The 14992-nt window shown below is 43.0% G+C and carries 13 protein-coding genes and 1 riboswitch; of the genes, 5 read left to right on the top strand and 8 right to left on the bottom strand.

Going from position 1 to position 14992, the window contains the following annotated elements:
• Nucleotides 1-223 precede the first annotated feature (223 nt).
• Nucleotides 224-1504 (top strand): citrate synthase, encoded by a 1281-nt coding sequence (gene gltA, locus EPB74_RS03420; protein WP_079690598.1) that lies wholly within the window; start codon nucleotides 224-226, stop codon nucleotides 1502-1504.
• A 64-nt stretch (nucleotides 1505-1568) separates the two neighbouring features.
• On the opposite strand, the gene EPB74_RS03415 is transcribed toward gltA, so the two are convergent.
• Nucleotides 1569-2570, bottom strand: a complete 1002-nt coding sequence (locus EPB74_RS03415) for a hypothetical protein (protein WP_274902778.1) — start codon at nucleotides 2568-2570, stop codon at nucleotides 1569-1571.
• A 64-nt stretch (nucleotides 2571-2634) separates the two neighbouring features.
• Nucleotides 2635-3168 (bottom strand): type IV secretion protein Rhs, encoded by a 534-nt coding sequence (locus tag EPB74_RS03410; protein ID WP_274902777.1) that lies wholly within the window; start codon nucleotides 3166-3168, stop codon nucleotides 2635-2637.
• Nucleotides 3169-3471: 303 nt separating this feature from the next.
• Between EPB74_RS03410 and EPB74_RS03405 the strand changes: the two genes are divergently transcribed.
• On the top strand, nucleotides 3472-4761 hold the full coding sequence (locus EPB74_RS03405) for a replication-associated recombination protein A (RefSeq protein WP_274902776.1): 1290 nt from the start codon (nucleotides 3472-3474) through the stop codon (nucleotides 4759-4761).
• Nucleotides 4762-5091: 330 nt separating this feature from the next.
• Nucleotides 5092-6204, top strand: coding sequence for a bifunctional 3,4-dihydroxy-2-butanone-4-phosphate synthase/GTP cyclohydrolase II (gene ribBA, locus EPB74_RS03400; protein ID WP_079690594.1), 1113 nt, complete (start codon nucleotides 5092-5094; stop codon nucleotides 6202-6204).
• A gap of 131 nt (nucleotides 6205-6335) precedes the next feature.
• Here ribBA and EPB74_RS03395 read toward each other — a convergent pair whose 3' ends face one another.
• From EPB74_RS03395 to EPB74_RS03370, 6 genes are all read right to left on the bottom strand, one after another.
• Entirely contained in the window at nucleotides 6336-6833 is a 498-nt protein-coding gene (locus EPB74_RS03395) for an acyl-CoA thioesterase (RefSeq protein WP_079690593.1), read from the bottom strand.
• Between the two features lie 218 nt (nucleotides 6834-7051).
• Nucleotides 7052-7966, bottom strand: coding sequence for a hypothetical protein (locus tag EPB74_RS03390; protein ID WP_274902773.1), 915 nt, complete (start codon nucleotides 7964-7966; stop codon nucleotides 7052-7054).
• A gap of 95 nt (nucleotides 7967-8061) precedes the next feature.
• The gene (locus EPB74_RS03385) at nucleotides 8062-9075 is read right to left on the bottom strand and encodes a uroporphyrinogen-III synthase (RefSeq protein WP_274902771.1); all 1014 of its coding nucleotides are present in this window, start codon (nucleotides 9073-9075) and stop codon (nucleotides 8062-8064) included.
• Nucleotides 9076-9178: 103 nt separating this feature from the next.
• Nucleotides 9179-10234 carry a hydroxymethylbilane synthase gene (hemC, locus tag EPB74_RS03380; protein WP_274902770.1) on the bottom strand — a complete coding sequence of 352 codons (1056 nt, stop codon included), beginning with the start codon at nucleotides 10232-10234 and terminating at the stop codon, nucleotides 9179-9181.
• A 199-nt stretch (nucleotides 10235-10433) separates the two neighbouring features.
• Nucleotides 10434-11171: a LytR/AlgR family response regulator transcription factor gene (locus tag EPB74_RS03375; protein ID WP_079690589.1), complete on the bottom strand. Its 738-nt coding sequence runs from the start codon at nucleotides 11169-11171 to the stop codon at nucleotides 10434-10436.
• Nucleotides 11172-11509: 338 nt separating this feature from the next.
• Nucleotides 11510-12535, bottom strand: a complete 1026-nt coding sequence (locus EPB74_RS03370) for a sensor histidine kinase (RefSeq protein WP_274902768.1) — start codon at nucleotides 12533-12535, stop codon at nucleotides 11510-11512.
• A gap of 239 nt (nucleotides 12536-12774) precedes the next feature.
• Between EPB74_RS03370 and argH the strand changes: the two genes are divergently transcribed.
• The gene (argH, locus tag EPB74_RS03365) at nucleotides 12775-14148 is read left to right on the top strand and encodes an argininosuccinate lyase (protein WP_274903153.1); all 1374 of its coding nucleotides are present in this window, start codon (nucleotides 12775-12777) and stop codon (nucleotides 14146-14148) included.
• Nucleotides 14149-14333: 185 nt separating this feature from the next.
• Nucleotides 14334-14624, top strand: coding sequence for an oxidative damage protection protein (locus EPB74_RS03360; protein WP_079690586.1), 291 nt, complete (start codon nucleotides 14334-14336; stop codon nucleotides 14622-14624).
• A gap of 100 nt (nucleotides 14625-14724) precedes the next feature.
• Nucleotides 14725-14841: riboswitch (TPP riboswitch) on the top strand.
• Nucleotides 14842-14992: the final 151 nt, after the last annotated feature.

Here is a 14992-nt window from a genome sequence, read left to right as displayed (position 1 = left end):
ATTACTGATTAGACATATTTTGATACAAAGTTTACAGTACATAAGTACTCTGAAACCACGACAATCACAGACATTGCAGGTAAAAGTCTTTTCAAAACCTAAGTAATAACTGCTAATATAGCCTGCATATTAAATGAGTTAAATTCATTTTGACCATTTGTGACGCGAGGGTATGCGTCTCTATATTTTTATTCTAACAAGTTAAAGCACTGGAGATTAAATTATGGCTGATAATCAAGCCACATTAACCGTAGATGGTAAGGATTACCAACTTCCTATTACCGAAGGGACTTTAGGGCCGTCAGTTATCGATGTTGCTGCTTTCCAAAAAGCTGGCTACTGGACCTATGATCCAGGTTTTATGGTAACAGCGCCTGTTGAATCAAAAATTACTTTTATTGATGGGGGTAAAGGCGAGCTACTTTATCGCGGCTATCCTATCGATCAGTTGGCCGATAATGCTGAATACTTAGAAGTGGCTTATGCGTTGATTCATGGCGATTTGCCTAACGCTGAGCAAAAAGCCGATTTCTTTGAAAAAATTCGTAAGCATACTGGTGTTCATGACCAATTACGTAAATTCTTTGAAGGCTTCCGCCGTGATGCGCATCCTATGGCAATCATGGTTGGTGTCGTTGGTGCTTTATCAGCGTTTTATCATGAAAAACTAGATGTTAGCAATGAAGAGCATCGTGAAATTACCGCGATTCGTCTAATCGCTAAGATGCCAACGCTTGCTGCGATGAGTTATAAATACTCACAAGGCGAACCGTTCATGTATCCGCGTAATGACTTCAATTATGCTGAAAACTTCTTATATATGATGTTTGCAACGCCTGCTGATGTTGATTATAAAACCAACGATGTCATCACGCGCGCTATGGACAAAATCTTTACCTTGCATGCTGACCACGAGCAAAATGCTTCGACGTCTACGGTACGTTTAGCTGGTTCTACTGGCGCAAACCCTTACGCTTGTATCGCTGCTGGTATCGCCGCCCTTTGGGGTCCATCACATGGCGGCGCCAACGAAGCTGTGCTTGAGATGCTAGATGAAATCGGTTCTGTAGAAAATGTGCCTGAATTCATGGAAAAAGTAAAAAGCCGTGAAGTGAAGCTGATGGGCTTTGGTCACCGTGTTTACAAAAACTTTGACCCACGCGCACAAGTACTGAAAAAGACTTGTGACGAGGTCCTACAGGCTCTAGGTATTGACGATCCAAAGCTTAAACTTGCGATGGAACTTGAGAAAATTGCGTTAGAAGACCCGTTCTTCATTGAGCGTAACCTGTATCCAAACGTTGACTTTTACTCTGGCATCATCTTAAAGGCCATCGGTATCCCAACCTCAATGTTTACCGTAATCTTCTCATTGGCACGTACCTCTGGCTGGATCAGCCATTGGCTTGAGATGCACAGCGCACCGTTCAAAATCGGTCGTCCACGTCAGTTATATACTGGTGAGAAACAACGCGAATTTGTTAAAGTAGAAGACCGTAAATAGTTTTTAGCAATGCATAAAAAATCTCGCCATGTGCGAGATTTTTTTTATGGCTAGATTTGACAGATTATTTAAACTCTTTTAGCGTTTGCTCATATTTGGCGATTTGCTCATCATAGCCTTTGATAGTCTCGTTAAACTTCGACATCAGCATCTCAAACTCTTGCTGTTGACTCTGTTTCATTTGCTGCATATCTAGCACTTGTTGCGCTTCTATCTGCTCCCACACTTGATGCTGAATAATCAAACGCGCCAGTGCTGGGCTTTTGGCGCTGACTCTACCAGCAATTTCCGCATCTTCAAAAAGCTGTGGCACTAAGGTTGCGATATTAATCAACGTATCAACATCTTCTGCACTTAGTGGCGTGGTGACTGGCTGATAAAGCGCTTCTATCGCTTGTTCATAGCGTTCTATAATCTGCTCTTCGGTCAATAGGACAGGCTTGCGTGGCTCTAAGCTAATACGTTTTAACACCGTTAAGTCGCGCTCACCAACTTCGGTACTGGTATTAATTTCAGCATCTGTAGCAGGTTTATTATCAATATCCGCTATTGAAACCGGGTCTGCTGAATCAAGCGCAGCTGGTTCAAGCGCTGTACTATTATTAGTACCTGCTGCAGGCAAACTATTACTATCGGTAGTTTGTTCATTGTTATTTTTAGTATTACTGTCAGCAGGATCAGTTGCGCTATCAACCAATAAAGAGCTTCCATTACCAGAGGCATCAGCAGCTTGCAACGACTCATACTCTGCTTGCAAACGCTGCTGTAGTCCTTGAAATTGAGTCACATACAAAGGCTGAAACTGCTCTATACGTGCTGCAGCTGAGTCACTTTTCGGCATAGGCTGGCTATCTTCAGCCCTCATTTGCTCGCTGGTTTTCTCACTACTTTGAGCATTATCCGGCACAGTTTCGTTTGCTGCTTGTTGCTGACAACCACTCAAAAACAATATGCCTGTCAGTGTGGCCGCAAGTAACGTTGGGGCTTGACGTGGACTCATGATGCCTTGATTTGCAAGGTTATGATGGGCACCCGTATGAGGTGTTGCGAGCAAAAATTTAAACATCCGAGTACCTATCCTTTATTAAAAGCAGAATATTAAATAGCAATATAGAGAGTAAACATAAAAATTAAACGTTGAATGAGTTGTCGCTATGCTGAGTATTATTAACAGACTGCCCAGCTAGAAATGGAATACAGGCTTCTAAATCCTGACAGTCTTGTCCACGCTGACGACGAATAAAGTAATCTTGAACCATACGTGCTTGTTGCTCAATACCGTACTTAAAAAAAGATTTACCCACCTCTAACACATAGTCATAGCGGCGATTAAGGATAGCGCCGCGTACCACTTTTAAGCCACGCTGTAGTTGCCAAACGTGCGTCAACTCATGTATAAGCCAGCTTTGTTTACCCAATGACGCCTCACTAAAGTCTTCGATCCAGTCTGCCGGATGAAAATAAATATGACCATTCGGGCTAACAGCATAATTTTTGAGTACCCACCATGCTGTCTTTAGCTGAATATCATCAAAGCTGAGACTGTCACCAAATACTGAGCGTGCCAGTACTATTTCTCCAGCAGTTAGCTTACGGGAATATCGTTTTGCAGCTCTAGTAGCTGGATCATGATTGAATAAGCGTTTAAAAATTGACTGCAACATTATTAATATCATCCGTTATGTTTGATATATTAGGCTGATAGAGAGAGTTAATCCCTTAATAAGGGTAAAAATCTAAAAAATAAAGTCTTAAAGACATAAGCTGTACATTTAGCTGACTTTTATTAACGTAAATCTGCGTTAGCCTAGCCCATATGATAGCCATTAATGACAATATTAATTATGTATAGTGTATTCAAGATAAAAGAGATATACCTAAAAATAGTGTTTATTAATATAAAAAATTTAAGTTCTCATGCCGCTGTAGCCAATTGATAACCATTCGATTTTATAATAGAGAGCCTTATGCCGCCTAACTTTCATGCTGATACTCCCCTCGCTCAGCGCATGCGCCCTACGACGCTCGATGCTATTATTGGTCAAGAGCATTTATTGGCAGCAGGCGCACCATTACGGCGCTTAGTAGAGCAAGGACACCTGCCCTCTATTATTTTGCATGGCGAAGCTGGTATTGGAAAGACGACTATAGCAATGCTATTAGCAGATGCGGTTGGCAGACCGTTTCATGCGTTATCAGCCCTGAATACAGGGGTAAAACAATTACGTGAGGTGCTAGATAGTAAGGATTCGCTAAGCTTTGAGTCGCCTGTCGTGTTCATTGACGAGATTCATCGCTTTAATAAAGCGCAGCAAGATGCATTACTCGGTGCGGTAGAATCTGGTGATATAACCTTGATTGGTGCAACGACCGAAAATCCATCTTTTAGCGTCAATAACGCTTTATTATCACGTTGCCAAGTATATCGCTTAGAACCACTGACGCCTGAGCAAATCAGCGCGGTATTACAGCGTGCGCTTTTAGAAGATAAAGTATTGAAAAACTTAACGGTTGATTTGCAAGCGCAAGAGACTATCAGTCAATTGGCGCATGGTGATGCAAGAAAAGCGCTAAATATATTAGAGCTGGCGATTCAAACGGCTGATTCTAATCAATCACCGCTTGTTATTGATGATGCACTGGTCGCCCGCGTCGCCCAGACCGCACTAGTACGCTACGATAAAGATGGTGAACAGCATTACGATATTATATCTGCCATGATAAAGTCCGTCCGTGGCTCAGATCCAGATGCAGCGCTATACTGGATGGCCCGCATGTTGGTTGGTGGTGAGCCAGCAGACTTTATTGCGCGGCGTTTGGTCATTTTAGCCAGTGAAGATATTGGCAATGCTAATCCCAACGCCTTGCTTCTCGCTGACGCTGCTCTGCGTAGTGTGCAGTCAATCGGTATGCCAGAAGCGCGTATTATATTAGGGCAAGTGGTGGTTTATCTTGCGACCAGCGCTAAAAGCAATAGCACCTATAAAGCGATTAATGCGGCGATGACACTGGCAGAAAAAGACGCCTCGCCTGTGCCTTTACACTTGCGGAACGGCGTGACCAAGCTCATGCGTGAACAAGGCTACGGTAAAGACTATGCTTATCCGCACAATTATCCCAACCATTATTATGCGCAAACTTATTTGCCTGACAATTTATTAGGTACACGCTTTTATGAATTTGCTGATAATCAGCGTGAGCAGCATAGCGAGAAGTTTATGTCATGGCTCAAAAGCCAAGCAGCAAGTAATGACTGATACCGCACAATATGGATTGGTTCATCGCTTAATACCTGATTGAATATATGAATCGTCGTGACCATTAATAATACTTATCGCTATTTTTGACATACTAATTGAGATAGTAGGAAGATGAAGCAGCACGTTGGGATGAAAAGCGTTAAAATGACCTCATAATGATATATAGAAGCTAATTGAAAGAGTCATTTTTATGGCAGTTTACTCTGACTGCAGCGCACTTTGCTTTAGCACAACAGCGCTTTGACCAATCTACTGCTACAATAAGCAGATAATGCTTTATATCACCAATCACGCCTATCTATAAATAATAAAAGATTGAGACTTCCTATGAGTTTAAATACGATTCCTGAGATTATCGAAGACATTCGTGCTGGAAAAATGGTCATCTTGATGGATGATGAAGATCGTGAAAACGAAGGCGATATCATCATGGCAGCGACCCACGTCCGTCCTGATGATATTAACTTCATGATTACCCATGCACGCGGTTTGGTTTGTCTAACCTTATCACAAGCACGCTGCCAGCAATTGGCGCTGCCGCTAATGTCAGACCGCAATGAGGCAAAGTTTAGTACCAACTTTACCGTCTCTATCGAAGCGGCTGAAGGTGTGACAACTGGTATTTCTGCTGCCGATCGCGCTCGTACCATCCAAGCAGCCGTTGCATCAGCCGCAAAACCTGCTGACATCGTGCAGCCTGGGCATATTTTCCCAATTATGGCACAAAATGGTGGCGTTCTTCACCGTGCAGGTCATACCGAAGCGGGTTGTGATTTGGCTCGACTGGCAGGTCTAGAGCCTGCAGCCGTTATTGTTGAAATCATCAATGCTGATGGTACCATGGCGCGCCGCGATGATCTTGAAATATTTGCAAAAGAACATGACATCAAAATAGGTACGATTGCTGACTTAATTAACTATCGTATTGCCAATGAGCAAACGGTAGAAGAGATTGAGTCACATCCGTTTGAGACCGAATATGGGACGTTTACTTTGCATCGTTTTCGCGAGTTTGGTGCTGACGAGACCCATTTGGCTTTAGTGAAAGGTGATGTAAGCCAAGGCGTTAGTACCGTGCGCGTCCATGGATTTCACCCACTACGTGACTTGTTTGCTGCCAAAAATGACACGACCGGACGTAGCGGTTGGAGTGTGCAATCTGCTCTAAAAGAAATTAATGCCTCAGAACGCGGCGTGCTGGTCTGGATTGGTAGTCATCAACCGATTGATTTGGGAGATGCATTGGATAAAGCGTCTGCCAATGAATCTATTTCAACCATTGCGCAGCAGCCTTATCGCAGCATTGGTGTTGGCGCGCAGATTTTACGCCATTTGGGGGTTCGTGATATGCGCCTATTGTCATCACCGATGAAGTTTTACGCTTTGTCAGGTTTTGATTTAAACGTGGTAGACTTTATTCATGCACCAAAGCAAGATTAATAAGGTTGAATAAACCAACTTAAGTAACCAATACTACTTTCAAACTGACTAATAAAAAGGGCGCGCTAACTTAAGTTAGTGCGCCTTTTTACTTTTTACTAAATATTCAAATATAAAAAACGAGACAATACTTATAATTTAGGTGTATGACCAACGGTTGCTTCTAATGCCAGCAGCCGTGCACGCTCTTCAGTTGTCCACGGTAATTTATCTTTGCCTTCACTATCTAAACGTACCACTACCGCCTCAGCAGTAGCAACGACTGCACATTGCGCACTGCTATAATAGCTGTACTCTATAACTATACTGGTTGTGCCCAAACGCTGACAACGTACGCCTAATAATAACGTATCAGGATAAGTCACTGGGCGTAAATACTGGCAGCTTGATTGTGCCAATACCGTGACCATGCTGCCATCAAACATGCCTAACGCTTGCAAATAGCCAATACGTGCTGACTCAGCATAGCGATAATACACCACATTATTTAAATGATTAAAGGCATCCATCTCACCCCAATGAATCGGCTGATGGTGAATAATTGGATAATGTGACAGCTCTTCAGGGCCATGTTCATGGTTAGCCGAGATATCAGGCGTTGAATTTGTGGTTTGATGCAAGCTATCCATAACTGTCTGTCTCTTGTTTTTTATATAGTCAGTTCAAAATAAAAGCGCTACGATTGTGAGAACGTGCTATTGCTATAATTTTTTCTTGCTTGCTGTTCGCAGGCGTGACAGAGGCTGCAAAAAAATTATAGCCAATAGCACTTTATCGTTTTTAAAATGAATCTACTATACTAATAAATTTTTTAAGCAATATATTAAATCATCAAAGTATCAAATCATTAACGTTGGGACTTGTTTAAAATCTGAGAGGTCAACAATGGCGTTGGTTTTGGCGCATTGGCAATCAGCCGATCTAACCAGTCTATGACTTCTGAGATATCAGTAGGCGATGATTTGGTTTGCAAGTTATTCGTGCTAGAGCCTTTTTTTGTGCTGGCAGCTGTTTTTGGTACTGATGCTTTTGATTCCAGATCTTTGGGCTCTAGCGTTTGCAGCTGCTTTCGCGCTTGACTCAGATAAGCAATCAGCTGTTCGCGCTCGCGCATATTGCTGGCTTGAATCGCTAGATTCAATGTCATAATGACTTCGTGTATCGTGAGCTGCCTGCTCGTTAAGTTTATATCAGAATTAACAGCACTCTCATAGCTGTGCAAAAACTCCTGAATATTTTGGATAGCTATATTTTGTAGCTGCCAAGGACTGGGCTGAGAGCTTCTTGCCTGTAAGCGTTCGATATCTTTTAGCAAGCTCTGTTTAATGACGATGGTGAGCGCTGGGGCAATCTCATTACTGCTTTGGGACAGCTGCCAATGTAGGCCGCGCAACAAATCAATCGCTGCACTGTCGTTATTGTCTACCAACAATCTATCAGCAGCTTGAATTTGAATACGTAATAAATCCAACTGGTTTTGAGCTTGGCTACTAGCGGCAGTGCTAGGCGTCGGCAACGTCTGTTGACTCACGGCAAATAAGCGGTCGTCCATCTCGTTTAAGCGGCTGACCATTTGCTCATTACTTTGCAAGCGCTCATTAATATTATGCTGAAAACGCTGCTGACTGATGTATAGCCATAACAATGCGGCAATCAGCAGCAAAATAACCACCCACTGCAGCCGCACCAAGAACATATTTGCTTGGCGGCGCTGCTGAATAGCAGAAGGCTCCTTCGATAACGATTCAGAGTTCATTGACATAAGGCAGCACCGTTCATGATTAATAATTTTAAGCGCATAAAGTACAGTAAACGCTTTGGGTTTTCAGTAGTTAAAAAAAACACCCTATTTAAACTTTATAAATAAGTAGGATGAATAGCAGCGAGAATGGTTGCTGGCGCTAAATCTTCCACACGCCAATAACTTAACTGCTGCTCAGCGAGCATATTGGCCAAACGTTCACCCAATACTACATAGGCAAAATCTGCTAGTTCAAGCGCTACATTATCTGTTATATCTTTATTTGATGTTGATTTTAATCCCTGCTCCGCTACTGCTTTAACGACACTTTCCCAATGCTCAAAGGCAGTACCACTACTTATAATAACGATGGGCTTTGGTTGTTCTACTGATAGTGTTTGCGGCAAAGACTGTTGCGCAATGAGTTGTGTTAACCACTGTTGATACTGCGCCATGGCATCGATAGGCATCGTGCGCTCGTACCAAGCAATGCTATCGATATGAACACCGCGCGCCTGTAGCGTATCGACCAATAATCGTCGCCCACCAAGACCGCGCCACACGAGCAGCTTATCCCCTGCTTGCAGGCTTTCAATCTCAGGCATCGCCAGCATACCTTCGTTATTGGCAACGGTAGGCTGCCGTACCTGATAGCTGGCAAATGGTAACTTTACCTCATTTAACACCGCGGCAGTCGCTTCACCAACAGCAATGATATCGCTCGGCGCTGCTAAAATCTTAAAGTTTTCCTCTATGCCTTCTATGCCGCCTATGCCCAGTATTTCTTTATCAGTCGTGTCTTTATTGGTCGCGCCCTTAGCTTGACGTTCACGCTCAAGCAACTGCCAAGCAGCCAAACCTGAGGCTGCCGCTGTCGGACTAACGATGACGAGTGCTTGATACTCACCTTCTAGCCATTGGCGCATCAGTCTCATATCGTCGTCGGTGGTTTGGCGCGGTTGCAGTGTCAACATCGGCATATCAATGACTGACATACCAGCCGCTTGTAGATGTTGCGTCAGCGGTGCGGCACGCTCTACTGGGCGCGTATTGATGACAACTTGCGCCAGCAATGACGGCTTATCAATAGGTTGATTTGAATCCGTGGACTTAGGTGATGACCAAGACATAAACATACCGTAAAAAAAGCGGATGGAATTAGCATAATCATAGAGCAATCTAAACAATGATCACTCTATGATTGAGGTGGTTAAATGTTATCCAGTTTAGATATTATTCAGGATGATAAATCGCTGATAAAATAGCACCAGCACCAGCGTCCAATAACATCTCAGCAACTTCGATGCCCAGCTGGTTGGCTTGGGCTTCTTGCTCAGCTTGACTGCCCGTTAACGTCAGGCGCTTTTCAACTTTAAGCAGCTCGCTACCATCTTCTTGACCGACGCGACCACGCAGCCATAATGTGTCACCAGCATCATTGTTACCATTTTGGCTATTAGCGTTTTGGTTCTTACCATTATCGTCATTACTGGTATCTGTTGCCCCAGCCATTTGTAATACTGCATAAGCTGCGATCGGTACTTGGCAACCACCTTGCAGATGTCGATTTAATGCGCGCTCAGCGATTAAACGGATACGGGCTTTGTCATCATTGAGTGGTGCCAGTAATTTTAATACTTCAGCATCATCTTCACGACATTCAATCGCTAATGCACCTTGCCCAACAGCTGGCAAGCAAATATCGATATCCAATTCACTGCGAATACGCGCATCAAGCTCAATGCGCTGGAGACCACTGGTCGCTAAAATAATAGCATCATACTCGCCCGCATCTAGCTTTCTTAGGCGCGTACCGACATTGCCGCGTAGAGTTTTAATTTGCAAATCTGAACGATAGGCTTTGATTTGACACTGACGACGCAAACTTGCAGTACCGACTACCGCACCTTGTGGCAATTCATCGATACTATTATAAGTGTTGGAAACAAAGGCATCCGTTGGCGAAGCACGTTTGCAATAAACACCCAGCATTAATCCTTCCGGTAACTCCATCGGCACGTCTTTTAAAGAATGTACCGCAATATCTGCCTGCCTCTCATATAATGCTTGCTCAAGCTCTTTGACGAATAAACCTTTACCGCCAATTTTAGCCAGTGGCGTATCCAAAATCTTGTCACCTTTAGTGACAATTTTTAGTAGATTAATCGTCATCTCAGGATACAACTCTAGTAGCCGATCACGAATATGCTCAGCTTGCCATAATGCCAATGGACTTTGGCGCGTGGCGATATTTAAGGTAGTCAAAGCAGGTTGCTTCATGGTGCTCATAAAAGGCCTCAATAAGTTCGATACTAGAATGTCAGTGCTCAACAATAATGTTAATTTGTCACACAAAATGGGTACTAAAAACGGTTTATAGAAAATAATAACGCAAAAAAATACCCCTATTTAAGCATAAATAAGGGTTTGATGATATGGCGCGATTATTTCGAGAGATAAGAGCTTCGAAAAAGAAGAGCCTTGAAACTTATATGTTTTGGATTTTTTCACGTAGTGCGGGTAGATGGCGACGGCTGACCGCTAATGTTTCATCAATTCCTTTGAAATGCAATTGATACTGTCCAGCATCTAAAGTTTCTAAAAAGTCCAAATACTTAATGTTAATAATAGCGTTTCGATGCACACGAAACAGCTTTTCTTCAAACTCTTGCTCAAGCTCTTTTAAGGTGTCATCAATGAGAACGATACCATCCTTATGACGGACTTTGACATATTTTTGGTCGGCAGTAAAATAGTAAATATCTTTGAGTTTAATTAGCTCAACACCGCGATGGGTACGTGCCGCAATATGTTCACGCACCGGCCGTGCTGTTGGATTCTCAAGCTTACGAATCTCATTTAACTGCGCGGCATTTAAGTTGGTGGCTTTTTGTAGCGCTTCTAATAGCTCATCTTTATTGGCAGGTTTTAGTAGATAACCTATGGCATTGGCTTTTAAAGCAGCAATCGCATAATGATCATAAGCCGTCACAAAGATGATTGCTGGTGGATGTGCAAGCTTCGCAAGCTCTTGGGCACACTCTACACCATCCATCTCGGGCATACGAATATCTAGCAATATGATGTCTGGCTGCTGAGTTTTTACGGCAATAATGGCTGCTATACCCGTTTTTGCTTGAGCAACGACCTCATGACCTGACTCTTGGACAATCCTGACCAAACGCTCACGGGCTAATGGCTCATCATCACAAACTACAATCCGCATGCAAACTCCTTTTTTTTAAGGGCATACTTAGAAAATATTTTAAGAGCATCAATAACATATTAGCACTTACCGCCTATCATTTAGCATAAAATAGCGCCTGATCTAAGTTATAAACCTAACGGCTAGAGCTTGCAAGCCGTTAATATGGCCTTAGTGTTCCTATATTTGCCATAATATAAAAGTCTGGCGATACTTTTTAAAATTTAATCACTCAACTTTAAAGATTAGCAGAGCACATTCGTTAATACTAAGCCATTATCATGGTCACATTGTGATAGATATTGCAATAAATATGCCACTGTTAATGGGAGAGTAATGCACCATCAAAAAAGTAAAGGTTATAAACTGACATCTTGCAGCGGATAATCAATAATAGTGATAATTTGTTTCGTCGTCACCGTGCTTTGGATATCGCTACTTTGCCCAAAGTATGCACGTAAGCGCTCCGCTTGAATATAAAAATTCATATGCTGACGTAAATGATGGTTAATCATTAATGTCTTTTTGGGAAGCTGTACATGGATGGTAATCACAACACGATGCTGCACCCACCTAACTTTAAGATCGATATAAATGGTTTCCGTGGTCATCTCAACCACATTGAGTAGCATTTTTTCAATCACGCTTTGTAAGGTCAAGGCGGTGATTACCATGTCATACATCACATCCTCATCGGGTAGCTGCCAAATTATCACCAGCTTATCTCCCAATCGAATAGACTCGATGGCCAAGTAATGCTCACAAAGGGCAACTTCTTCTTCAAAACTAATCTCACGCGCCCCATTAAAACTGGCACGAAATAATGCTGAAACGTGCTGTAATAAATCAGCGGCGCGAGATGGATTGGATTCAATGAGTGACATTAAGGTATTAATAGTATTAAAAAAGAAATGCGGCGCGAGACGGGCTTTAAGTACATCGTTTTGTGCCCTCAATTTTTGCTCAAAGGATTGCTTGAGCGCATTCAACTCACGATGGCGACGTAAAAAGAACAATAACGCTGCGATAGTGAATCCCGCTGTAATGATCATATTAAATACAAGCGCTGAACTAAACGCCTGAAGACTGTACTCAAACAAACCAGAGTTCATCAGAAGTAGCAGGACTAACGTGAGGGTTACTAATGTGCTTGTTGTTAGGATTAGCACAACATACATACTGACAGTCGGTATGCGCAGGCGTTTAAAAACAGGGCGCAGATAGTCAATTAAATAAAAGGAAGGTATCAGCGTTAAGCTGATTTGAAAAAACCTAGCCATAAACTTTATGATAAATTGCGTTTCATTAGCCACACTGTAGCGATCAACGATCGCCACAAACAACGACCAAAAAAAGATTGCCAGCAGCCATTGCCAAGGTTTCATGAGTTCCATGAACTTGGGTATAAAAAACTCTAAGCGCTCCGCTAGTAAGGCAACCTCATCATTTGCTATACTTGAGTTCTTATTCTCTTGACTTGTCTTGTACCGATATGAACGCAAACTCTTCAAATATTAGTAATCCTGATTCAAATAAAAACTCATCTGTTTCTGATTCTAGCACAGAAGCTTCTCTAACAAATACTGCTGCACCGCAAAGCCCTGCAAGCAGTCAGGGGCAACAGATGTGGGGCGGACGTTTTAGTGAAGCGACAGACAGCTTTGTCGCTGCCTTTACCGCCTCTGTCGGCTTCGACCAACGCTTTGCGCGTCACGATATTCAAGGCTCGATTGCTCATGCGACCATGCTGAAAGAATGTGGCATCTTAGAAGCTGATGACGTTGCGACCATTATCGATGGTCTGCAACAGGTATTGCGTGAAATTGAAGCGGGTGAGTTTAATTGGTCAATTGCGCTTGAAGACGTACACATGAACGTCGAATCACGCTTGACCGATATCGTCGGCGCAGTTGGCAAAAAGCTGCATACTGGACGTAGCCGTAATGATCAGGTCGCCACTGATATTCGCCTTTGGTTACGCGAAGAAACCGATAATATCATTGCTTTATTGATACGCTTGCAAAGCGGTTTGCTTGATTTGGCTGAGCAACATACCGATACCATTATGCCAGGATTCACTCATCTGCAAACCGCACAGCCAGTGAGCTTTGGTCATCATGTTATGGCATGGTTTGAGATGTTATACCGTGATACCGAACGTCTTGTCGATGCGCGCCGCCGTATCAATCAGATGCCTCTTGGTAGCGCCGCCCTTGCTGGCACCACTTTTCCAATCGACCGTACGATTACCGCTGAGTTATTAGGGTTCGAAGGCATTTGCCAGAATTCACTTGATGCAGTCTCGGATCGTGATTTTGCGATTGAATTCACTTCTGCTGCGTCTATTTTGATGATGCATATGTCACGCATGAGTGAAGAGATTATTCTATGGATGTCAGCGCAATTTAACTTTGTGCAAATCCCTGATCGCTTTTGTACCGGCTCATCTATCATGCCGCAAAAGAAAAATCCTGACGTACCAGAGTTGGTTCGTGGTAAAGCGGCGCGTGTCTTTGGTCAATTGATGACGCTACTTAGCCTAATGAAAAGTCAGCCGCTTGCCTATAATAAAGACAACCAAGAGGACAAAGAGCCGCTTTTTGATTGCGTTGATACCTTGACGGGCTCGCTATTAGCCTTTGCCGATATGCTACCGAATATCACGCCAAATAAAGAAAATATGCGCGCTGCCACCATGAAAGGTTATGCCACAGCGACTGATTTGGCCGATTACTTAGTACGCAATGGTGTTGCGTTCCGTGATGCGCATGAAGTCGTTGGCAATGCAGTCGCTTTGGGTATTAAAGAAGGCGTGGATTTGAGTGATTTGTCCTTGGCGCAATTGCAGCAGTTTAGCGATGCGATTGGCGATGATGTCTTCGATTATCTAACCTTAGAAGGTTCATTAGCAGCGCGTGACCATTTGGGCGGCACTGCACCCAATCAAGTGAAACAAGCGGTCAGCCGCGCGCGCACGCGTTTAGAAGTGTTTGCTTAGTATTTACTGAATAAAAGTAAAATCGTACAATTAAAAACACCCGCCATCATTGCGGGTATTTTTATTTGTAATACCATCCCCAAATGATACATCAGATACCCTTTGCTAAATCCGCCAAGACCGTTATCATAGATGGATGCAAATATTCGACTCGATAATTTAATATCAATAATAAGGAACTTACTATGACTGAGACTTTTAATCCTCAAGCCAATACCGTATTTTGCCGTAAATATCAGCAACAATTACCAAAAATGCCACATCCGCCCTTCCCTAATAAAAAAGGTCAAGAGCTACAAGAAACTGTATCTGAGAAGGCTTGGAAAGAATGGCTTGAGCAGCAAACGATGCTGATTAACGAAAATCACTTAAGCATGCTCGATCCGGAAGCCAAAAAATTCTTAATCGAACAGCGTGATAAATTTTTGGATAATGAAGACTATGAGCGCGCGCAGGGTTGGACGCCAGAAAGCTAATATTAAGACCGTGATTGTTAAAATAGTTGAAGCCATAACAAACAGGTAAATGACTAGGACTTGTCAGCGAAGTTTGCTAGTATGAAGGTGATTTACAACACTGACAGACTCGGGGTGCGGTGTATTATGGCTTAAAAGCCTTTATACATTCGCTGAGATATCACCCGCCGAACCTGATGCGGTTAGTACCGACGCAGGGAAGTCTTAAGCTTATGTTATACAAGTACAAAGGGCGCGCAGAAATGCCTTGTTATTATGGTCAATATCTAGCAAGTTTTTATAGTGCTACCTGACTATCAATAATAAGCTGCGCCCATCAATCCTTTAGAGATGACTCACTAGATTTCGTTCGGATAGTGCGTTTGTCT

The sequence above is a fragment of the Psychrobacter sp. DAB_AL62B genome, from assembly GCF_028895345.1.
Taxonomy (GTDB): Bacteria; Pseudomonadota; Gammaproteobacteria; order Pseudomonadales; family Moraxellaceae; genus Psychrobacter.
Note: the sequence above shows the minus strand (reverse complement) of the source record. Positions and strands in the feature narration are given on the sequence as shown.

Coding starts and splice junctions, on each gene's coding strand:
- EPB74_RS03360 (WP_079690586.1), top strand. CDS start 14,334: ATGACTGAGACTTTTAATCCTCAAGCCAATACCGTATTTTGCCGTAAA.
- EPB74_RS03415 (WP_274902778.1), bottom strand. CDS start 2,570: ATGTTTAAATTTTTGCTCGCAACACCTCATACGGGTGCCCATCATAAC.
- argH (WP_274903153.1), top strand. CDS start 12,775: ATGTGGGGCGGACGTTTTAGTGAAGCGACAGACAGCTTTGTCGCTGCC.
- gltA (WP_079690598.1), top strand. CDS start 224: ATGGCTGATAATCAAGCCACATTAACCGTAGATGGTAAGGATTACCAA.
- hemC (WP_274902770.1), bottom strand. CDS start 10,234: ATGAGCACCATGAAGCAACCTGCTTTGACTACCTTAAATATCGCCACG.
- ribBA (WP_079690594.1), top strand. CDS start 5,092: ATGAGTTTAAATACGATTCCTGAGATTATCGAAGACATTCGTGCTGGA.
- EPB74_RS03385 (WP_274902771.1), bottom strand. CDS start 9,075: ATGTCTTGGTCATCACCTAAGTCCACGGATTCAAATCAACCTATTGAT.
- EPB74_RS03390 (WP_274902773.1), bottom strand. CDS start 7,966: ATGTCAATGAACTCTGAATCGTTATCGAAGGAGCCTTCTGCTATTCAG.
- EPB74_RS03395 (WP_079690593.1), bottom strand. CDS start 6,833: ATGGATAGCTTGCATCAAACCACAAATTCAACGCCTGATATCTCGGCT.
- EPB74_RS03410 (WP_274902777.1), bottom strand. CDS start 3,168: ATGTTGCAGTCAATTTTTAAACGCTTATTCAATCATGATCCAGCTACT.
- EPB74_RS03375 (WP_079690589.1), bottom strand. CDS start 11,171: ATGCGGATTGTAGTTTGTGATGATGAGCCATTAGCCCGTGAGCGTTTG.
- EPB74_RS03370 (WP_274902768.1), bottom strand. CDS start 12,535: ATGAAACCTTGGCAATGGCTGCTGGCAATCTTTTTTTGGTCGTTGTTT.
- EPB74_RS03405 (WP_274902776.1), top strand. CDS start 3,472: ATGCCGCCTAACTTTCATGCTGATACTCCCCTCGCTCAGCGCATGCGC.